Here is a 19550-nt window from a genome sequence, read left to right on the forward strand (position 1 = left end):
CGCCGGGTGCGCGATCGCGCTCGCCCACCGTGTCGTGGCGGAAACCCGGCAGCACTCGGCAGACCTTGGTCGCGCTGCCAAGTGCGTCGAAGAACGCGTGCTGCGGCGCATGCCGCACGACCCAGTCTTCACCCGAAATGAACATCTGCGTCGGCACATGAATCGCCGCCGCATCGGCGACCACACGCTCGGCTGCGTCGTAGAGCCCGAGCAGCACATTCACCGAGATCGGCCGCGTGATCAGCGGATCGGTGTCGTAGCTCGCAGCACGTGCTTCATCGTGCGTGAGGTAGCGCGCCTTGACGTAACTCGTCACCTTGAAGTCGCCGAACAGCGTGTGCATCAGTGCAAGCCCGGGGCGCGCGAGCGGCACGTAGAGCTTTACGCTGAATGCCGGCGATGCGAGTACCTGCGCGCGCAGCGGCGGCGCGTAGTCATGTACCCAGGTCGCCGCGATCACCGCGCCAACGCTTTGCGCCACCACCGCGGTGTCTTGCGCGGCAAAGCCGTGCTGCGCGTGAATGTGGCGCGAGAAGGCTTCCAGATCGGCCACCGAATGCATGAAGCTCGGGCTGAAACCGCGCTCGCCCGGCGAGCGGCCGTGGCCACGCGCATCCCATGCGAAGAAATCGAAATCCGGCAGATCCAGTTCGTCGACCAGATGCGCCATGCGGCCGGAGTGTTCGTGGCCGCGATGCAGCAGGATGATCGCGCCGCGTGATGTGGGCGTGCTCGCCGGCCAGTGACGGTAGAACAGCGGCGCACCGTCGTGGCTGACGAACTGCATTTCATGAACTGCGCGTTGAGTGAGCGACATGGTCAGCTCCGGATCGGGGGAATTTCGTTCACTGCCGCACGAATGCGGCGCACGGTCGTGAGCAGCAGGAGCCCGCTGAAGCCGAGCCAGATCGGATTCCACGCGAGCATCGGCACCCAGCCGAGCGCCACCAGCAGGCCCAGCAGGCCGATGACAAAGGCGCGATCGCTCTTGCCCAGTGGGCCGTCGTAGCGCCGCGCGCCACCCGCGGCGGCGGCGTGGATGCCGGCGAGCTCACTGATGATCGACAGGCAGATCGCGCCCCACACCAGGCTTGCGCTCGCACCGGCGAGCTTCATGAAGGGTGCCAGCAGCGCGGCGTCGGAAACCACGTCGCCCAGTTCGTTGAGGAAGCCGCCCAGCACCGAGCGCTGGCCGAATTCGCGCGCCAGCATGCCGTCGATCGCGTTGAGCGCCATGCGGATCAGGCACCACAGCGGCAACAGCGCAAACAGCGGTGCGACCGGATGCAGCCACAGCAAGGCGCCCAACAGCAGCGACACGACTGCGGCAAACGAGGTAACAAGGTTGGCGGTACAGCGAAGGCGGAACAGGCCCGCAACGAGCGGGCGCAGCAAAGACTGGAACGCTGGCTTCAGCGCATAGAGCGACATGTCGACCCCGGTTGAAGTGGCGGGCGCAGTCTATGCCGGGTGAGTTATTTCAAGGTGTGAGCAATTGCCGCTTAAACGTAAGTGGCCTGCGCTGGCAGGTGCGGTGGGCCGCTTACCGGAGGTAACAAAAGAAGGGGGGCCAATGGTCCCCCTCCGTGTGCATGGCTTGCTCGCCTGCCTTACAGCAGCACGCGCTCGATGCCGCCCTTGTTGGCGGTTTCGACGAAACGTTCGAGCCAATCCTCGCCGAGCAGGTGGCGCGCCATCTCGATCACGATGTAGTCGGCGTCGAGGCCGGCGATGTCGTCCTTGTAGCGATGCAGGCCCTGCAGGCAGGCCGGGCAGGAGGTGAGGATCTTCAGATCGCCGTCGAAGCCATCGGCGCGCAGTGCGCTGGCGTTCTTCTGCATCTCTTCTTCCTTGCGGAAGCGCACCTGTGTTGCGATTTCCGGGCGCGCGATCGCGAAGGTGCCGGCCTCGCCGCAGCAGCGGTCGTTCTTCGTGATCTTCGTACCGTCGGCGGTCTGCACCAGCGCGTTCACCGTCTTCACCGAATCCTGCTGCTTCATCGGGTTGTGGCAAGGCTCGTGGTACATGTAGCGCACGCCCTTCACCCCTTCGAGCTTGACGCCCTTCTCGAGCAGGAATTCGTGGATGTCGATCAGCCGGCAGCCGGGGAAGATCTTCTCGAATTCGTACATCGTGAGCTGGTCGTAGCAGGTGCCACAGCTCACCACCACGGTCTTGATGTCGAGGTAGTTGAGCGTGTTCGCCACGCGGTGGAAGAGCACCCGGTTGTCGGTGGTGATCTTCTCCGCCTTGTCGAAATCGCCCGAGCCGCGCTGCGGGTAGCCGCAGCACAGGTAGCCCGGCGGCAGCACCGTCTGCACGCCGACGTTGTAGAGCATCGCCTGCGTCGCGAGCCCGACCTGCGAGAACAGGCGCTCGGAGCCGCAACCCGGGAAGTAGAACACCGCCTCGGAATCCGGCCGCGTTTTCTGCGGATCGCGGATCACCGGCACCACCGCGGCGTCTTCAATGTCGAGCAGTGCTCGGGCCGTCTTGTTCGGCAGCTTGCCCGGCATCTTCTTGTTCACGAAGTGGATCACCTGCGCCTTGATCGGCGCCTTGCCGACCGTCGACGACGGTTGCTTCGTGGTCTCCTTCGCCAGCGGCCGCAGCAGGTCAACGCCCAGGCGCTGCGCCTTGTAGGCCCACTCGATGCTGGTCTTGCGCAGGAACTTGATAGTTTCCGGGTTCTTCGTATTCAGGAAGGCCATGCCCAGCTTCTTCGCCGGGTTGAAGCTCTGCTTGCCCATCTTGCGCAGCAGGTTGCGCATGTTCATCGACACGTCGCCGAAGTCGATATCGACCGGGCAAGGCGTGACGCACTTGTGGCACACGGTGCAGTGGTCGGCCACGTCCTCGAACTCTTCCCAGTGGCGGATCGAGATGCCGCGCCGCGTTTGCTCTTCGTACAGGAAGGCTTCGATCAGCAGCGAAGTGGCGAGGATCTTGTTGCGCGGCGAGTAGAGCAGGTTCGCGCGCGGCACGTGCGTGGTACACACCGGCTTGCACTTGCCGCAACGCAGGCAATCGGACACCGAGTCGGCGATCGAACCGATGTCGCTCTGCTGCATGATCAGCGACTCATGGCCCATGAGGTTGAAGCTGGGCGTGTAGGCGTGCGTGAGGTCGCCGCCGGGCATCAGCTTGCCCTTGTTGAAGCGGCCCTCGGGGTCCACCTTCTGCTTGTAGGCGCGGAAGGGCGCCATCTCGGCATCGGTGAGGAATTCGAGCTTGGTGATGCCGATGCCGTGTTCGCCGGAGATGACGCCGTTGAGGCTGCGCGCCAGTTCCATGATGCGGGCGACGGTGGCGTTTGCCTCCTGCAGCATCTCGTAGTGATCGGAGTTCACCGGCAGGTTGGTGTGCACATTGCCGTCGCCGGCGTGCATGTGCAGCGCGACGAACACGCGACCGCGCAGCACCTCCTTGTGGATCGCGGCAATGCGTTCGCGCAGCGGATCGAAGACCTTGCCTTCGAAGATGTCTTCGAGCTGCGGTTGCAGTTCGGTCTTCCACGAGATGCGTACCGAATAGTCCTGCACGCGGTGGAAGAGGCGCGGCTGCGCGGCCTTGTTGGTCAGTTCGCCGGCAACGATGCCCAGCTCGGCAAAGCGCGGCTCGGCGTCGGCCAAGGGCGTATCGAGCTGGTCGAAGATCCACTGCCAGCGCGCGCGCACCTTCGACAGCAATTCCAGCGCATGGGCGCGGCGGTCACCGATCAGCTCTTCGGCGTCGACCGTGGCTTCACCACGATGCAGCGGCAGCTCGCCGTGCAGGAACTCAGTCAGCGCGTCGGCCAGGCGCAGCTTGTTGCGGATCGAAAGTTCGATGTTGAAGCGCTCGATGCCATCGCAGTAGTCGCCCATGCGATCGAGCGGAATCACGACGTCTTCGTTCACCTTGAACGCGTTGGTGTGTTTCGCGATCGCAGCGGTGCGCGAACGGTCGAGCCAGAATTTCTTGCGCGTTTCCGGCGTCACCGCGATGAAGCCCTCGGCGCCGCGCGCGTTGCACATGCGCACGACTTCGGAGGTCGCCAGCATCACCGCGTTCTCGTCGTCGCCGACGATGTCGCCGATCAGCACCATCTTCGGCCGGCCGTGGCGCTTGGCCTTCGGCGCATAGCCGACCGCCTTCACATAACGTTCGTCGAGGTGCTCCAAGCCGGCAAGCTGCACGCCGCCCGGTTGCTGGTCGAGGTAGTCCTTGATCTCGACGATCGCCGGCACCGCTTCGCGCACCTGGCCGTAGAACTCCAGGCACACGGTGCGGGTGTGGGTCGGCAGGCGATGCAGGATCCAGCAGGCCGAGGTGATGATGCCGTCGGTGCCTTCCTTCTGCACGCCGGGTACGCCGCCGAGGAACTTGTCGGTGACGTCCTTGCCGAGGCCGACCTTGCGGAAAGCCGCGCCAGGCATTTCGATGATCTCTTCCCCAAGCGGGCGCTTGCCGCTCTCGTCAAACTTCTTCAGGCGGAACTGCACCGTCTCCTGATCGTGGATCTTGCCGAGGTTGTGGTTCAGGCGTTCGACGACGAGCCAGTTGCCGTCGGGCATCACCATCTTCCACCACGCGAGGTTGTCGAGCGCGGTGCCCCACAGCACGGCCTTCTTGCCACCGGCGTTCATCGCGATGTTGCCGCCGATGCAGGAAGCGTCCGCCGAGGTCGGGTCGCACGCGAACACCAGGCCGACACCTTCGGCCGCATCCATGACCCGGCGGGTGACGACACCCGCGCCAGTCGTGATGGTGGCGTAGGGGCGGTCGACGCCCGGTAGCACTTGCTGCTCGACCTTGCCAAGATCGATCAGCTTCTCGGTGTTGATGACTGCCGAATACGGCGACAGCGGCACGGCGCCACCGGTGTAGCCGGTGCCGCCGCCACGCGGGATGATCGTCAGCCCCAGTTCGATACAGCCGCGCACCAGGTGGCCGATTTCTTCCTCGGTGTCCGGGTACAGCACGACGAAGGGGTACTCGACGCGCCAGTCGGTCGCGTCGGTAACGTGCGAGACGCGCGCCATGCCGTCGAAGGCGATGTTGTCGCGCCGCGTGTGCTTGGACAGCAGCTTCTCGGTGCGGCGGCGCAGGTCGTAGGTGGTTTCGAAGTGGCGCTGGAAAGCATCGACGGCCTTGTTCGCGGCTGCCACCAGTTGCGCCACGATGCCGGCGCGCACCGGGTCTTCGTTCTCGGCGGCGGCACGGCGCTTCTCGACTTCGTCGAGGCGGTGGCGCAGTGCGCTCAGCAGTGCGCCGCGGCGCTCGCGGCTGGCGACGAGATCGTCTTCGAGGTAGGGGTTGCGCTGCACGACCCAGATGTCGCCCAACACTTCGTAGAGCATGCGGGCGGAACGACCGGTCACCCGTTCGGCGCGCAGCGATTCGAGCACCGACCACATCTCCTCGCCGAGCAGGCGGATCACGATCTCGCGGTCGGAAAAGGAGGTGTAGTTGTACGGAATTTCGCGCAGGCGGGTCGACGCAGGGGTCTCGCGGACAAACTCGGGGGCGGCTTGCATCAGGGTGTCCTGTTTGTGTGCGGCACGGCACGCTTCTGGGGAAGCCGGCCATTTTATCCCGCCAGACCCGCCAATGCACCCGAAAATTCAAGACCTTACGGGCTGTGGGGGCAAGAAAATTGCGGGATTCGGGGGTTGGACACCGGGTCGCGAGCGCAGTTCGGATGCTGCGGTGCAGCGGCCCACTCGCCCTCCGCCAGGGCAAAACCGGCCGTGTGCGTCCGCACCCGGCTCAAGCCGCGGCGTGGCGCCGCCGCGACACCCGGCAGCTCAGTCGCGCGACCAATCCGGGTTGGGCAGCGCGTTGAAGGCGTCGCGCAGCGCCTGGCCCCACTCGCTGCGCACGATGCTGAAGTAGGGGTCTTGCGACTCGATCGAGCGATGGCGCGCGATGCGGCATTCGTCGGTGCGGATCAGCGCCAGATCGAGCGGCAGGCCGACCGAAAGGTTCGAGCGGATGGTCGAATCCATCGAGATCAGCGCGCACTTGGTGGCCTCGTCGAGAGAGGTGCCGCGCGTGATGACGCGATCGATGATCGGCTTGCCGTACTTCGATTCGCCGATCTGGAAATACGGCGTCTCGGGCGTCGCCTCGATGAAGTTGCCTGCCGCGTAGATGTTGAACAGCCGCGGGCGTTCGCCGCGGATCTGGCCGGCGAGGATCAGGCTCGCGGAGAAATCGATGCCGAAGGCCTGCAGCGATTCGGCGTCGCGCCGGTGCACTTCGCGGATCGTGTCGCCGACGTGGCGCGCCGCCTCGAACAGGTTAGGCACACTCCACAAGCTGGTGCCCTCGGTGCTGCTGAGGCGTTCGTTGAGCATCGTCACGATCGCCTGCGTGATCGCCAGGTTGCCGGCCGTCATCAACACCATCACCCGCTCGCCGGGGCGCTCGAAGACGTTGAGTTTGCGGAAGGAGTTGATGTGATCAACGCCGGCATTGGTGCGCGAGTCGGAAAGGCACACGATGCCAGCGTCGAGGAGCATGCCGACGCAGTAGGTCATGGAGAAAGGCTTGGTCGCGGAAAGGCGGAATTGTCGCCGCCCTTGCGGGGCGGAGCCAGCGCTACTTCACGGCAGCCTTGGGGGCCGCCGTGAAGCGAAGATCAGCCGGGCGGTGCGCCGCGTTCGGCCGGTGTCAGTTGCCAGGGCTCGGGGGCAAAGCGGCCAGCTTCGGCCTGTAACGCATACGGCGTGTCTTCGAGCGGCTTGGTCCACAGCGCGAGCATTGCGGCGGGCGGCGTCGCGGGCATCTCGGGCTTTGGCTGATTCGGGCGCGAACGGGTCATGGCAGGCCTCCTCAGGTGGTGACGGGAACCAGGAAATCTTCGGAGATGCGCTGGCCGAGATCGAGGATGCGTTCCAGCGCACTGTCGAGGTAGGGATGCAGGCCGTCGCGCATCAGCTCTTCGATGCGGCCGAAGCGCAGGCTCGCCTCGAACTCGCCAGCGCGGCGCTGCGTCTCGGCCGAGCGGCCGTTGGCCACCGCCTGCAGCAGGCCATACACCTCGCGCATGCAGTACGCGAGCGAGCGTGGCATGTCGGGGCGCAGCAGCAGCAACTCCGCCACGCGGCTCGGCGTGATCTGATCGCGGTAGACGCGGCGGTAGATTTCGAAGGCCGACACCGAGTGCAGCAGCGCGCTCCACTGGTAGTAATCGACCGCGGCATCGTTCGGGGTGTGGGCGCCGCGCAGCAGGTGGTACTTCACGTCGAGGATGCGCAGCGTGTTGTCGGCGCGTTCGATGAAGGTGCCCAGGCGCGTGAAGTGGAAGGCTTCGTCGCGCAGCATGGTGCCGACGGTAACGCCGCGCGACAGGTGCGAGCGGTACTTGACCCAGTCGAAGAACTCGGTCGGCCCCGTCTCGGCAAGGCGCGAAGGCGCGAAGTCGTTGACCTTGAGCCAGGTCGCGTTGATCGCCTCCCACAGCTCGGAGGTGAGCGTGCCGCGCACGGTGTGTGCGTTCTCGCGCGCCGCGCGCAGGCAGGAGACGATGCTCGACGGGTTGTCGCGGTCGAACATCAGGAAATGCATCACCGTGTCGGTGTCCATCGCGTCGTGCTGTGCGCGGTAGGCGCCCAGCATGCCCATGATGTCGAGGGTGGCGGTCCATTGCCGCTCGATCTCGCCGGCGCTCTGCGGCAGCAGCGACATGCGGTGATGCACATCGAGGATGCGCGCGAGGTTCTCGGCGCGCTCCATGTAGCGCGACATCCAGTAAACGTGGTCTGCGGTACGGGACAACATGTTTTCAGGCCTCCAGTACCCAGGTGTCCTTGGTGCCCCCGCCCTGCGAGGAATTCACCACCAGCGAGCCCGCCTTCAGCGCGACGCGCGTGAGGCCACCGGGTACGAAACGGACCTCGCTGCCCGAGAGCACAAAGGGCCGCAGATCGATGTGGCGCGGCGCGATGCCGGATTCGACGAAGGTCGGGCAGGTGGACAGCGCGAGCGTCGGCTGCGCGATGTACTTCTCCGGCGCAGCGATGATGCGCTGGCGGAAGGCTTCGATCTCGGCCTTGGTCGAGGCGGGGCCGACCAGCATGCCGTAGCCGCCGGCACCGTGCACTTCCTTCACCACCAGTTCGGCCAGGTGATCGAGCGTGTAGGCCAGATCCTCGGGCTTTCTCAACATGTAGGTCGGTACGTTGTTGAGCAGCGGCTTTTCGCCGAGGTAGAAGCGCACCATGTCCGGCACGTAGGGGTAGATCGACTTGTCGTCGGCAACACCGGTGCCGATGGCGTTCGCCAGCGTGACCTTGCCCGCGCGGTAGGCCGCGAAGAGGCCCGGCACGCCGAGCATCGAATCCTTGCGGAAGGCTTGCGGGTCGAGGAAGTCGTCGTCGATGCGGCGGTAGATCACGTCCACCTTGCGGCGACCGCGGGTGGTGCTCATGAACACGCCTTCGTGCGTAACGAAGAGATCGCGCCCTTCGACCAGTTCGATGCCCATTTGCTGCGCGAGGAAGGCGTGCTCGAAGTAGGCGCTGTTGTAGCTGCCGGGGGTCAGCAAGACCACGGTCGGGTCCGACACGCCATTCGGCGCGACGGTGCGCAGCGTATCGAGCAGCAGGTCCGGGTAGTGGTCCACCGGCGCGATGCGGTGGGTGGCGAAGAGGTCGGGGAACAGCCGCATCATCATGCGGCGGTCCTCGATCATGTAGGACACGCCGGAAGGCACGCGCAGGTTGTCTTCCAGCACGTAGAACTCGCCGGCGCCGGCGCGCACGATATCGACGCCGGAGATATGCGAGTAGATGCCGCCCGCGACGTCCACACCCTTCATCTCGGGCCGGTACTGCGCGTTCTGCAGCACCTGCTCGTAGGGAATCACGCCCGCCTTGAGGATTTCCTGGTCGTGGTAGATGTCGTGCAGGAAGGCGTTGAGCGTGCGGATCCGCTGCGACAGGCCGGCGGAAAGCTGCTGCCATTCGGCAGCCGGAATGATGCGGGGTATCAGGTCGAACGGAATCAAGCGCTCGGTGCCCGCCGCTTCGCCATATACGGCGAAGGTGATGCCGGCGCGCCGGAACAGCGCATCCGCCTGTACCCGCTTGCGCTCGATGCGTGAAGGCTCGGTCGCCTCCAGCCAGCGCTCGAAGGCTTCGTAATGCGGCCGTGTTTCGCCGGCCGCGCCGTTCATCTCATCGAAGAACGCCCCGTTTGCTCCCATGCTCGCCTCCGCGTACGGCTCGCTGCGTTGCGAGCCGGCAACAGGGGCTTTGCGAGAACCGTGCCACCCGGAAAACCCCGGTCTTTCGAGCCTGCCGCGGCACCGCATGCACGGTTGCGGCGCGTGATCGTGCTGGTTTCGTGCGGCGGCGCACCAAATCGGCGCATGGCTGGCACGCGCCCCGTCCTGGTGCGCACAGTTCAATCCAGCGTTTTGCGGAAGCGCTTGAGACCGATCGCCAGCACGATCGTGATGAACAGCAACAGCGGCCACAGGTGCGGCCAGACTTCGACGAAGCCGTTGCCTTTGAGCATCACCCCACGCGCCAGCCGCAGGAAGTGCGTCAGCGGCAGTGCCTCACCGATGAACTGCGCCCAAGCCGGCATGCCGCGGAAGGGGAACATGAAGCCCGAGAGCAGCATCGAGGGCAGGAAGAAGAAGAAGGTCATCTGCATCGCCTGCATCTGGTTGCGCGCCACGCTGGAGATCGTGATGCCCACGACCAGGTTGGCGGCAATGAAGACCAGCACGCCGAACAGCAGCAGCGACATCCCGCCAACGAAGGGCACCTTGAACAGCAGGCGCGCGGCGAGCAGGATCAGCACCACCTGCACGAAACCGATCAGGATGAAGGGCAGGACCTTGCCGACCATCACTTCCACCGGCCGCACCGGCGTGGCGAGCAGGTTCTCCATCGTGCCGCGCTCGACTTCGCGCGTCAGCGCGAGCCCGGTCATCATGATCATCGTCATCGTCAGGATCACGCCCATCAGACCGGGGACGACGTTCCACGCGGTAAGCCCGTCCGGGTTGTAGCGGCGCTGCACCACCACATCGAAGGGCGCTGGCGCGGCGAGGTGCGCGGCGAGCGGCCCGCTCAGATCGCGTGCAAGCGCGGCAGGCGCAAGCTGGTTGAGCGCGGCGATGGCGTTGCCGGTGGCGGTGGGGTCGGTGGCGTCGGCATCGAGCAGGATCTGCGCGCGCTCGCCACGGATCAGCTTGCGCGAGAAGTCGGCCGGAATCACCAGCGCGAACTGTGCGCTGCCCTCGGCGAGCATATGGTCGGCGTCGGCCTGCGTGGCACTGGTGCTGACGATATCGAAATAGTCCGACACGGTCAGCGCGGCGCTCAGGCTGCGTGCAAACGCGCTCTGCTCCTCGGCCACCACGACCGTCGGCAGGTGTTTGGGATCGCCGTTGATCGCAAAGCCGAACAACATGAGCTGGATGATCGGAATGCCGACCATCATCGCGAAGGTCAGGCGGTCGCGGCGGAGCTGGATGAACTCCTTGCGCATCACGGTGATGAGGCGTGCGAAGGAGAGGCCCCGCAGCAGCGCGAACATGTCAGTGCCCCGCCTGGAAGTTGTCGCGCGTCTGGCCCATCAGATGGATGAACACATCTTCCAGCTGCGGCGCCGCGGCCGACCACTCGAACGTCGGCGCCGCGCGCCACGGCGCGATCGCGGCGGCCAGCGCGGCCGCATCGCTACCGCTGACATGCAGGGTGTTGCCGAAGCGCGTGAGCATGTCGACACCCGGCGCACCACGCAACTGCGCCGCCAGTGCCGACACCTCGTTGCCGCGCACATGCCAGGTCGAAAAGCCGCTGCGCTCCACCAGCTGTGCCGGCGTGCCGAGCGCCAGCAACTGGCCGTAGGCGATGTAGCCCAGGCGGTGGCAACGCTCGGCTTCGTCCATGTAGTGCGTTGAGACCAGTACGGTGATGCCTTCGGCGGCGAGCGCGTGGATCTCTTCCCAGAAATCGCGCCGCGCCTTGGGGTCGACGCCGGCGGTGGGCTCGTCGAGTAGCAACAGCTTCGGCTCATGCAGCATGCAGGCAGCCAGCGCCATGCGCTGCTTCCAGCCACCGGAGAGCCCGCCGGCGAGCTGGTTGGCGCGCCCCGCCAGGCCGAGCCGCTCGATCGCGGCGTCGACGCGCTGGCGGCGGCGGTCCATCTGGTAGACGCCGGCGACGAAGTCGAGGTTCTCGCGGATCGTCAGGTCTTCGTAGAGCCCGAAGCGCTGCGTCATGTAGCCGACTTCGCGCTTGATCGCGGTGGCGTCGCGCAGGATGTCATACCCCAGCGTGTGGCCACTGCCTGCGTCCGGCGTCAGCAGTCCGCACATCATGCGGATCGACGTGGTCTTGCCGCTGCCGTTGGGGCCGAGAAAGCCGAACACCTCGCCACGGCGCACCCGCATCGAGAGTTGGTCGACCACCGTCTTTTCGCCGAAGCGCTTGGTGAGTCCGACGACATCCACCGCACGCTGTTCGGGCGGTATGTCGAGCGGTGCGATCAGATTGTTCACCGGCCCGCCTCGGGCAACACGTCGACCGGCAGCCCCGGCGCCAACACCACTGCACGCTCCGGCTGCGCCTCGGCCTTGAAGACCAGCTTGGCGCGGTTGTCCTTCGAGTAGATCACCGGCGGCGTGTATTCAGCGCTGCTGGCGACCCAGGTGACGCGCGCGGTGAAGCCTTCGCCACAGCCATCGCAGCGCACGCGGATACGCTGACCTGGCCGCATCGCGGCGAGCCGGGCTTCTGGAACGTAGAAGCGCAGCTTGGTGCTGCCCGCCGGCAGCAGACTGACGACCGGGCTGCCGGCGGGCACCCATTCGCCGACGCGGTAGTAGGTGTCCTCAACATGTGCGGCCACCGGTGCGGCGAGCTGCTTCTGCGCCAGCCGCGTCTGTGCCTGCGCGCGCTGGGCCTCCGCCACCTTCACGGCGGCCGTCGCCGCGGCGCGTTGCGACTCGCGCCCGGCGAGTTCCGCCGCACGTAGATCAGCGACGGCCTGGTCGAGTTGCGCGCGCGCACTGCGCACCCGCTCGCGCAGGCTATCGAGACTCATCGGACTGACGAAGCCCTGCGCCGCCAGCGCCTGCTGCCGTGCGAGTTCGCTCTCGGCGAGCGACAGCGCAGAACGTGCAGCGGCTTCGCGAGCGCGGAATGAATCCAGCTCTGCCGGCCGCTTGCCGCTGGCCAGGTCCTGCGCCTGCGCATCGCTCTGCGCCCGGCGGGCTTCGGCCTCGTCGAGCGCCGGGCGTTCCAGCTCGGTATCGAGCGCGAACAACGGCGCGCCGGCCGCCACTTCGCCGCCACGCTGCACCGACAGGCTGACAAGGCGCCCCGCCTGCTGCGCGGCAACGCGCGTCGGTTCGATCTCGACGTAGCCGAGCAGTGGCGTATCGCCCCCCGGCCCGCAAGCGCTGAGCAAGGCGGACGAAGCCAGAACGAGAAGGACGACACGGGCGCTCATTCGGCGGACTCCAGTTCGGCACGCAGCGCGTTGAGCCCGCCCCAGCTGAAAGCGATCACATGCCTGGCGACACGTTCGACGAGATCATCACCACCCAGCGCGACCGGCATGACCTGCAGGATCAGCGGGCGGGCGCTGATGTAGACCATGCATTGGCTCAGCACGCTGAGCATCGCGCGCGACAGCTGTTCGTCGCTCGCACGCGGCCCCAGCACGGCTGAAATGATCGGCCGCAACATCTGCGCCTGCGGGCGCGTGAAGCGTTCGATCATCATCGCCAGCGCCTCGGTCGGGTTTACCAGTTCGCGCATCAGCAGCGCGGCGATGCGGCTCTCCCCCGCCGGGTCGAGGAAGCGGCGCACCAGGGTGCGCACCGCCGCTTCGAAGGCTGCACGCGGATGTGCCGGGTCGGGCGCCGGCAGCGGTGTGCGGCTCAGCGCCAGCTCGGCATGGTGTTGCAACACCGCGCGATAGAGCCCTTCCTTGCCGCCGAAGTGGTAGTTGATCGCGGAGAGGCGCACGCCGGCACGCTGGGCGATGTCTTGCACGCGTGCGGCGCGGAAGCCCTCATCGATGAAGATGTCGGTGGCCGCAAGGATCAGTGCAGTTCGGGTTTCGTCACCCGGCGGCAAGCGAAGCGGCGTTGGGTCGGCTGTTTTCATGGTGATTGGAAATGTATTTCCAATTCACTCTAGAAAACTTTTTCCATCCGGTCAAGGCAGGCCATGGGCGCAGTGCCGCGACCCGGCCGGCCGGGTCGAATCGGCACTCCGGGCGGCGGCACTGACCCCGCTCAGGTAATCACCGTGAGCATGTCGGCATACCACGCGCAGTTGAGGCCCAGCGCTTCATCCTCGACGCGGTCGCGCCCGCCCATGTCGAGCCGCGATGAGTGGATGCCGAGCAGTTGCCAGGGCAAGGCCGCCTGTGCCGGCGTCGGGTGGGCGATACGCATCACCACCGGCGCGCCGCTCGCGCCACGATGCGTGCGCGCATCGGTGAGGAAGTAGCCGACGCCCTGGAAGCGCAGGCCGAACGACGATGCGACGACGCCCTGGCGGACGATAGGCAAGTGGTGCAGCGTGTCGTGGAAACCCAGCGGATAGCCGACGATCAGCACCGAGGCGCCCACTTCGATCGGCGCACTCTGCACCAGATGTTGCGGCCCGAAGGCGGCGCGCTGGCAGCCCGGCGGCCAGCAGGCTGGGTCGAGCGGAATGGCGGCCATATCGACCGCGCCGCCGGCGTCGTCGCCGGCGTGCCAGACCGACACGCCATCGCGATACAGCCACAGGCTGATGACATGCACCGCCGCGACGTTGTTGTCGTCGACGTGGACTTCGAATTCGATGCGGTCCGGCCGATGTCCGCTCGCTTCATCCAGCAGCACATGCTGGCTGGTCACCAGGTAGCAGCAACCGTTGCGCTCAAAGAAGAAGCCGGTGGCACCGGTGAGGCGTTGATAGCCGTAGAAGGTGGCTATCGGCGTGGTGCTGAGCAGCAGGGATTCGATCATGGCAGGGCGGCGCGTGTGGCTAGGCCTTGCAGCATGCGCCGATTGGTCGGGCTGTGCCCGTTAACGCAATCGCCGCGACGACCTAGCCGTCCGGCAACACAGGCTGCCTGCGCCAGCGTTCCAGGTTGCGGTCGATGATCTGCTTGATCTCGCCGCGCGCGATCATGTCGTCGAGGACGCGATTCGCCGCCGGCAACAGCGCGCGACACGGGCTGTTCCGCACAAAGCCGATCGCGTTGCTGGTCTCGGCCAGATAGGGCGCCAGCGCGATGATGCGGCCTTCGAGCCCGGTGTGGATCAGCGTCGCACGCCCGGCATGAAGGCCGGTCATGAAGTAATCGATGCGCCCCGCCATCAGCATGCGGAAACCCGTTTCAGGGTCGTTGAGCTCTTCCACGTCGAGGCGTTCCCGGACGAAGCGGTCCGCATCGTCACCAAAGCGGTTGCCGCGCGTGAGCCCGCCCTTGCGGCCGATCAGCGAGTCACGGCCAAGGTAGTTGACCGGATAGTCGACGGTTACGAACACCGCGATCGGGTTGCTCAGAACCGGCTTGGTGAAGTCGAGGAAGGCGCGACGCTCCGGCGTGTCTTTCAGCGTTGTCACCACATCGACGCCACCGTGCTCGGCCGCGCTGAGCACCCGCGGCCAGGGGCCGAGGTATTGCAGTTCCCAGCGCACGCCAAGGCGTGTGAAGAGTCGCGTAGCGATATCGACGCTGGCGCCGGTCAGCGTGCTGCCGTCGTACCAATGCAAGGGCGGGTACTTCGGATCTGCCGAGATCACCACCTTGCGGCAGACCGGCTGCGCCGCGGCCAGATCCGACGACAGCAGGCTCAGCAGCGCGCAGGCAGCAGACAGCGCGACCCGCAAGGATCGTCCGGCGCCCGCTCGGTGCCCGCTGTTATGCCCCATCGCAAACCTCTGAAATGCTGCTCGATAGCGGCCGCGCTGCCGCATGCGCACAGGTCAACGGCGCATGCCGGCAAACACTTGAGCCGGCGGCCGCTCAAGGGAAAAGCGCTGCAATCGCGCGGCGAAACGACGGAATCACCATGCCCGAATGCGTCGTCGGAAACGCCTCGTAGCTGTAAACAAGGTGCTGGTAGTTGCGCGCCACGAACAGATCGCGGAAGGGCTCCACCCATTTCAGGTTGCCATCACCTTCCGATGCGGAATAGATGAAAAGTCGCGCCGGCACCGATTGGGTACGCTGCGCGAGCGCAGCCTCCATGCCGGCAACCACGTCTTCCTGCACCCAGAAGCTGCCGTCCTGCGAAATGTAGTTCGCGAAATAGCGCTTGGCCGGATCTTCCAGCAGCAGCACGAGGCCGGCGAAGAGCCCGCCCATCGAGTGGCCGATCAGCGTGCGCTGCGCGGGGTCGATGCGGTAACGCGCCTCCACCTGCGGAATCACCTGCTGCGTGAGGAAGCGGTAATGCGCGGCTGCGCCCGGCATCTGGTAATCGATCCAGCGCCGGCCCGTGGACTGGCCGTCGCTGTTCCCGATCGACACGACGATCACCTCCTTGTGCTGCTCGTAGATCTCGGTGCTCAGTGGCAGGAACCACCACTCGGCGTCCATGGTGTAGAGCACCGGGTAGGTTCTGCTGCTCGTCGCATAGCCGGGCGGCAGATAAACGTGGATCGGATAGCGGACCTGGGTTTCGGCCGACTGGATCCGCAGGCTGGTGTCGCGCGTCGGCTGTGTCGCGGGGTCAAGCGGCGTCGAGTCGCCGCCACCACATGCGACCAACAGAGAAACAGTGAGAACAAGACAAAGCTGGCGCAGCGCGCGGCGGAAAGCGATCATCGATCGTGACCCGGCAAAGTTGGGGGGAAGGCCGTATCACCTTGCAGGCAAACGGCGCCCCGGCACTGTAGGTTCGAGCGGCGAACTTGTCAGCCTGCATGCTTCGCCCACATGACGCGCGTCAGAACGCCCCCCGCCGCACGCCGATGCCGGGCCTCGCCTGACGGCCCTTGCGCGCCGGCCGGCCGTGCGAACTTGGTATACTTGCGCCTCACCGTGGCACGGTGGGCTCGCCAGCCCGGAGGCCTGATCCGGCGCAAGGCTGCCGGGCAATCCACCGCGAAGAGGCCCTTCCCGCCTTGCCCACGACGCTACCGGCCGCCCGCACAGCCCTGCTCTGCGGGTTTTTCGTTTTGGTGCCGGAGCAAGCCCAGCGAGGAACGCATGATCCATCTGCAAGCGGTCGGCAAGGTTTACCGAGCCGGCAATCGCGACATACACGCCCTGCGCGACGTGAACCTGAGCATCGCCGCGGGCGAGATCTTCGGTATCGTCGGGCACTCGGGCGCCGGCAAGTCGACGCTGATCCGGCTGCTGAACCGGCTCGAATCGCCCAGCAGCGGCCGCATCGAAATCGCCGGCGAAGACGTGACGGCATTGGACGACGCTGGCCTGCGCCGGCTGCGCCAGCGCGTCGGCATGATCTTCCAGCACTTCAACCTGCTCGGCTCGCGCACCGTGGCGCAGAACGTCGCGATGCCGCTGCGCATCGCCGGCGTGCGCGACAAGGCGAAGATTGCCGCGCGCGTGGCTGAACTGCTCGATCTGGTGGGCCTCGCCGACCAGGGCGACAAGTACCCGTCGCAGCTCTCCGGCGGGCAGAAGCAGCGTGTCGGCATTGCACGTGCGCTGGCGAATGAACCCAAGCTATTGCTGTGCGACGAGGCGACCAGCGCGCTCGACCCGCAGACCACGCGCTCGGTGCTGGACCTGCTGCTGCAGATCAACGAGCGCCTGGGCCTCACGATCGCGCTGATCACGCACGAGATGGACGTCGTGCGCGCGATCTGCGACCACGTCGCGGTGCTGGACGGCGGCGTCATCGTCGAACAGGGCCCGGTCACCGAGGTTTTCCTCCATCCGAAACATGCGACGACGCGCCGCTTCGTGCAGGAGGCCGAACATCTCGATGCCGATGAAGAGCATGACGATTTCGCCCATGTCGGCGGCCGCATCGTGCGGCTGAGCTTCGTCGGCGAACAGGTCTACGCACCCTTGCTCGCGAGTGTCGCGCGCGAACACGGCGTGGACTTCTCGATCCTGTTCGGCCGCGTCGAACGCATCAAGCGCACGCCCTGCGGCCAGCTGACCCTCGCGCTCGACGGCGCCACCGGCTCGGTGGACGCTGCGCTTCAGCAACTCGCCGCGCGTGGCGTGCATGTGGAAACACTGCGCGACGCCGCGCCCGCCACCGAAGGAGGCCGCTGATGCAAACGCTGCTCGAAATCATCCAGGCAATGGACTGGGCCGAGATCGGTACCGCCTCGCTCGACACGCTGATCATGCTGGGTGCCTCGCTCTTGTTCACCGCGCTCGCCGGCCTGCCGCTGGGCGTGCTGCTGTTCCTCACCGGCCCGCGTCAGCTGCTGCGCCAGCCGGCGGTGTACGGCGCGCTGTCCTTCGCGGTGAATGTGCTGCGCTCGCTGCCCTTCATCATCCTGCTGATCCTGATGATCCCGATCACCGTGAAGATCACCGGCACCTCGCTGGGTGTGGCCGGCGCGATACCACCGCTCGTCGTGGCGACCACGCCTTTCTTCGCACGCCTGGTCGAAACCGCACTGCGCGAGGTCGACCGCGGCATCGTCGAAGCCATGCTGGCGGCCGGCGCGAGCACGCGGCAAGTGGTGGTGTGGGCGCTGCTGCCCGAGGCGCTGCCCGGCATCATCGCCGCGATGACAGTCACCGCGATCACGCTGGTCGCCTACACCGCGATGTCGGGCGTCATCGGCGGCGGCGGCCTTGGCGACCTCGCGGTGCGCTTCGGCTACCAGCGCTTCCGCACCGATGTGATGGTGGTGACGGTGCTGCTGTTGCTGATCCTGGTGCAGCTGCTGCAGATGGCCGGCGATCGGCTGGTGCACCACTTCAGCCGCAAGTGAGCGGATATCGCATTGGCCTAATCACAATTCCTGATTTCCTCATTCCAAGCTGACCATTGACCCTGCCTGCCACGGCAAGGATCATCTGGACACCGGCCCGGCACTGCCCGGGCCTTCTTATTCCGTCAGATTTGCAGGAACGCGCAATGAAAAAATCCCTCTCTGCCCTCGCCGCCGGCCTGCTCGCCGCGCTGGCCCTGAACGCCTCTGCCGCCGACAAGCTGACCGTTGCCGCGACACCGGTACCTCATGCCGAAATCCTCCAGTTCATCAAGCCGGAACTGGCCAAGCAGGGCGTCGATCTCGACATCAAGGTCTTCACCGACTATGTGCAGCCGAACGTGCAGGTCGAAGAGAAGCGCCTCGACGCCAACTTCTTCCAGCACCAGCCCTACCTGAACAGCTTCAACAAGGAAAAGGGCACCCACCTCGTTTCGATTGCCGCGGTGCATGTCGAGCCCTTCGGCGTGTACAGCCGCAAAGTGAAGTCGCTGCAGGAAGTGAAGGAAGGCGCCACCGTCGCGATTCCGAACGACCCGACCAACGCCGGCCGCGCGCTGCTGCTGTTCGAAAAGGCCGGCCTGATCAAACTGAAGGATCCGAAGAACCTGCAGGCCACCGCTAAAGACATCGCCAGCAACCCGAAGAAGCTCAAGTTCCGCCAGCTCGAAGCGGCGACGCTGCCCCGTGTGATCGACCAGGTGGACCTCGCCGCGATTAACACCAACTACGCGCTGGAAGCCGGCCTCGTGCCGACCCGCGACGCGCTCGCGATCGAAGGCGGCGAATCGGCCTACGCCAACATCCTCGTCGTGCGCGCTGGCAACGAGAACAACCCCGCCCTGAAGAAACTCGTCGCCGCACTGCGTACACCGGCGGTGAAGAAATTCATCGAAGAGAAGTACAAGGGCGCGGTGGTGCCGGCGTTCTGATCGCCCGCCCGCAGCACCCTGAAGAACGGCCGCGCAAGCGGCCGTTTTGCTTCGCGGCGACAACACTACGTCGCCAACATCAGCCCGCCGCTCTAGACTCGGGCATCCTGACTACCGCGCGCCACCGCCAGACATGGGCACACTCGTCACGCCGCCGATCCTGCTCGATATCCCTGACCAGTTCGAGACCGAACGCCTGTTGGTCCGCGCGCCACGGCCGGGTGACGGATCGGCGGTCTACGACGCGGTACTCGAATCCCTCGCCGAACTTCGCGCCTGGCCAGCATCCCTTCCGTGGGCGCTCCGTGAGCCCTCGGCCGACGAATCCGAGGCGTATTGCCGCCGCGGCCACGCCGACTTTCTGCTGCGCACGGATATGCCGATGCTGATCTTCCTGTGGGACGACGACACCCTTGTGGGCGCCACGGGCCTTCATCGCCTCGACTGGCAAGTCCCGAGTTGCGAGATCGGCTACTGGGGGCGCAGCGGCTATGCGAACCGCGGGCTCATCACCGAAGCGATCCGGGGCATCGCCCGCTTCGCACGGGCACAGCTCGGCACGCGCCGGATCGAGGCGCGGCCCGACGCCGAGAACCTGCCCAGCCGTGCAGTCGTCGAGCGCGCTGGTTTCGCGCTGGAAGGCATCCTGCGCAACGAACGCAAACAGCCGGACGGCAGGCTTCGCGATACCTGCATCTATGCGCTGACTACCTGACAGGCGACCGTTCCT

General features: G+C 66.0%; 18 protein-coding genes. 4 read left to right on the forward strand and 14 right to left on the reverse strand.

The window, feature by feature from the left end:
- The 14 genes from ACE3P0_RS12730 to ACE3P0_RS12795 form a co-directional block, all read right to left on the reverse strand.
- The coding region (locus ACE3P0_RS12730) for a lysophospholipase (protein ID WP_374403015.1) at positions 1–817 on the reverse strand (817 nt) is incomplete at its 3' end.
- Between the two features lie 2 nt (positions 818–819).
- On the reverse strand, positions 820–1431 hold the full coding sequence (locus ACE3P0_RS12735) for a CDP-alcohol phosphatidyltransferase family protein (RefSeq protein WP_374403016.1): 612 nt from the start codon (positions 1429–1431) through the stop codon (positions 820–822).
- 179 nt (positions 1432–1610) lie between these two features.
- Complete coding sequence (locus ACE3P0_RS12740) at positions 1611–5519, reverse strand: DUF3683 domain-containing protein (RefSeq protein ID WP_374403017.1); 3909 nt, start codon at positions 5517–5519, stop codon at positions 1611–1613.
- A gap of 270 nt (positions 5520–5789) precedes the next feature.
- A complete protein-coding gene (locus ACE3P0_RS12745; RefSeq protein WP_374403018.1) occupies positions 5790–6524 on the reverse strand; it encodes a peptidase in 735 nt (244 codons plus the stop codon).
- A gap of 101 nt (positions 6525–6625) precedes the next feature.
- Positions 6626–6808 carry a hypothetical protein gene (locus ACE3P0_RS12750; protein WP_374403020.1) on the reverse strand — a complete coding sequence of 61 codons (183 nt, stop codon included), beginning with the start codon at positions 6806–6808 and terminating at the stop codon, positions 6626–6628.
- A gap of 11 nt (positions 6809–6819) precedes the next feature.
- Positions 6820–7767, reverse strand: a complete 948-nt coding sequence (locus tag ACE3P0_RS12755) for an alpha-E domain-containing protein (protein WP_374403021.1) — start codon at positions 7765–7767, stop codon at positions 6820–6822.
- A gap of 4 nt (positions 7768–7771) precedes the next feature.
- The gene (locus ACE3P0_RS12760; protein WP_374403022.1) at positions 7772–9193 is read right to left on the reverse strand and encodes a circularly permuted type 2 ATP-grasp protein; all 1422 of its coding nucleotides are present in this window, start codon (positions 9191–9193) and stop codon (positions 7772–7774) included.
- Between the two features lie 200 nt (positions 9194–9393).
- Positions 9394–10539, reverse strand: coding sequence for an ABC transporter permease (locus ACE3P0_RS12765; RefSeq protein WP_374403023.1), 1146 nt, complete (start codon positions 10537–10539; stop codon positions 9394–9396).
- 1 nt (position 10540) lies between these two features.
- Complete coding sequence (locus ACE3P0_RS12770) at positions 10541–11506, reverse strand: ABC transporter ATP-binding protein (protein WP_374403024.1); 966 nt, start codon at positions 11504–11506, stop codon at positions 10541–10543.
- The gene (locus ACE3P0_RS12775; protein WP_374403025.1) at positions 11503–12459 is read right to left on the reverse strand and encodes an HlyD family secretion protein; all 957 of its coding nucleotides are present in this window, start codon (positions 12457–12459) and stop codon (positions 11503–11505) included. Before ACE3P0_RS12775 ends, ACE3P0_RS12770 begins: the two co-directional genes overlap by 4 nt.
- A complete protein-coding gene (locus ACE3P0_RS12780) occupies positions 12456–13121 on the reverse strand; it encodes a CerR family C-terminal domain-containing protein (RefSeq protein ID WP_374403026.1) in 666 nt (221 codons plus the stop codon). Before ACE3P0_RS12780 ends, ACE3P0_RS12775 begins: the two co-directional genes overlap by 4 nt.
- A gap of 131 nt (positions 13122–13252) precedes the next feature.
- On the reverse strand, positions 13253–13975 hold the full coding sequence (locus tag ACE3P0_RS12785; RefSeq protein ID WP_374403028.1) for a serine protease: 723 nt from the start codon (positions 13973–13975) through the stop codon (positions 13253–13255).
- A gap of 82 nt (positions 13976–14057) precedes the next feature.
- Positions 14058–14846, reverse strand: coding sequence for a substrate-binding periplasmic protein (locus tag ACE3P0_RS12790; RefSeq protein ID WP_374403029.1), 789 nt, complete (start codon positions 14844–14846; stop codon positions 14058–14060).
- A 136-nt stretch (positions 14847–14982) separates the two neighbouring features.
- Positions 14983–15786: an alpha/beta hydrolase gene (locus tag ACE3P0_RS12795; protein ID WP_374403030.1), complete on the reverse strand. Its 804-nt coding sequence runs from the start codon at positions 15784–15786 to the stop codon at positions 14983–14985.
- A gap of 384 nt (positions 15787–16170) precedes the next feature.
- Between ACE3P0_RS12795 and ACE3P0_RS12800 the strand changes: the two genes are divergently transcribed.
- From ACE3P0_RS12800 to ACE3P0_RS12815, 4 genes are all read left to right on the forward strand, one after another.
- Entirely contained in the window at positions 16171–17214 is a 1044-nt protein-coding gene (locus tag ACE3P0_RS12800; RefSeq protein ID WP_374403031.1) for a methionine ABC transporter ATP-binding protein, read from the forward strand.
- Positions 17214–17888, forward strand: coding sequence for a methionine ABC transporter permease (locus ACE3P0_RS12805; protein WP_374403032.1), 675 nt, complete (start codon positions 17214–17216; stop codon positions 17886–17888). Before ACE3P0_RS12800 ends, ACE3P0_RS12805 begins: the two co-directional genes overlap by 1 nt.
- 146 nt (positions 17889–18034) lie before the next feature.
- The gene (locus ACE3P0_RS12810; protein WP_374403033.1) at positions 18035–18820 is read left to right on the forward strand and encodes a MetQ/NlpA family ABC transporter substrate-binding protein; all 786 of its coding nucleotides are present in this window, start codon (positions 18035–18037) and stop codon (positions 18818–18820) included.
- Between the two features lie 133 nt (positions 18821–18953).
- A complete protein-coding gene (locus ACE3P0_RS12815; protein WP_374403034.1) occupies positions 18954–19535 on the forward strand; it encodes a GNAT family N-acetyltransferase in 582 nt (193 codons plus the stop codon).
- The last annotated feature ends 15 nt before the right edge of the window (positions 19536–19550 follow it).

The sequence above is a fragment of the Niveibacterium sp. genome, from assembly GCF_041909475.1.
GTDB lineage: Bacteria > Pseudomonadota > Gammaproteobacteria > Burkholderiales > Rhodocyclaceae > Niveibacterium.

What these genes read in the sequence shown, in the direction of transcription:
- ACE3P0_RS12780 (WP_374403026.1), bottom strand. Translation starts at nt 13,121, where the DNA reads ATGAAAACAGCCGACCCAACGCCGCTTCGCTTGCCGCCGGGTGACGAA.
- ACE3P0_RS12775 (WP_374403025.1), bottom strand. Translation starts at nt 12,459, where the DNA reads ATGAGCGCCCGTGTCGTCCTTCTCGTTCTGGCTTCGTCCGCCTTGCTC.
- ACE3P0_RS12750 (WP_374403020.1), bottom strand. Translation starts at nt 6,808, where the DNA reads ATGACCCGTTCGCGCCCGAATCAGCCAAAGCCCGAGATGCCCGCGACG.
- ACE3P0_RS12740 (WP_374403017.1), bottom strand. Translation starts at nt 5,519, where the DNA reads ATGCAAGCCGCCCCCGAGTTTGTCCGCGAGACCCCTGCGTCGACCCGC.
- ACE3P0_RS12805 (WP_374403032.1), top strand. Translation starts at nt 17,214, where the DNA reads ATGCAAACGCTGCTCGAAATCATCCAGGCAATGGACTGGGCCGAGATC.
- ACE3P0_RS12735 (WP_374403016.1), bottom strand. Translation starts at nt 1,431, where the DNA reads ATGTCGCTCTATGCGCTGAAGCCAGCGTTCCAGTCTTTGCTGCGCCCG.
- ACE3P0_RS12815 (WP_374403034.1), top strand. Translation starts at nt 18,954, where the DNA reads ATGGGCACACTCGTCACGCCGCCGATCCTGCTCGATATCCCTGACCAG.
- ACE3P0_RS12755 (WP_374403021.1), bottom strand. Translation starts at nt 7,767, where the DNA reads ATGTTGTCCCGTACCGCAGACCACGTTTACTGGATGTCGCGCTACATG.
- ACE3P0_RS12745 (WP_374403018.1), bottom strand. Translation starts at nt 6,524, where the DNA reads ATGACCTACTGCGTCGGCATGCTCCTCGACGCTGGCATCGTGTGCCTT.
- ACE3P0_RS12765 (WP_374403023.1), bottom strand. Translation starts at nt 10,539, where the DNA reads ATGTTCGCGCTGCTGCGGGGCCTCTCCTTCGCACGCCTCATCACCGTG.
- ACE3P0_RS12760 (WP_374403022.1), bottom strand. Translation starts at nt 9,193, where the DNA reads ATGGGAGCAAACGGGGCGTTCTTCGATGAGATGAACGGCGCGGCCGGC.
- ACE3P0_RS12800 (WP_374403031.1), top strand. Translation starts at nt 16,171, where the DNA reads ATGATCCATCTGCAAGCGGTCGGCAAGGTTTACCGAGCCGGCAATCGC.
- ACE3P0_RS12810 (WP_374403033.1), top strand. Translation starts at nt 18,035, where the DNA reads ATGAAAAAATCCCTCTCTGCCCTCGCCGCCGGCCTGCTCGCCGCGCTG.
- ACE3P0_RS12785 (WP_374403028.1), bottom strand. Translation starts at nt 13,975, where the DNA reads ATGATCGAATCCCTGCTGCTCAGCACCACGCCGATAGCCACCTTCTAC.
- ACE3P0_RS12795 (WP_374403030.1), bottom strand. Translation starts at nt 15,786, where the DNA reads ATGATCGCTTTCCGCCGCGCGCTGCGCCAGCTTTGTCTTGTTCTCACT.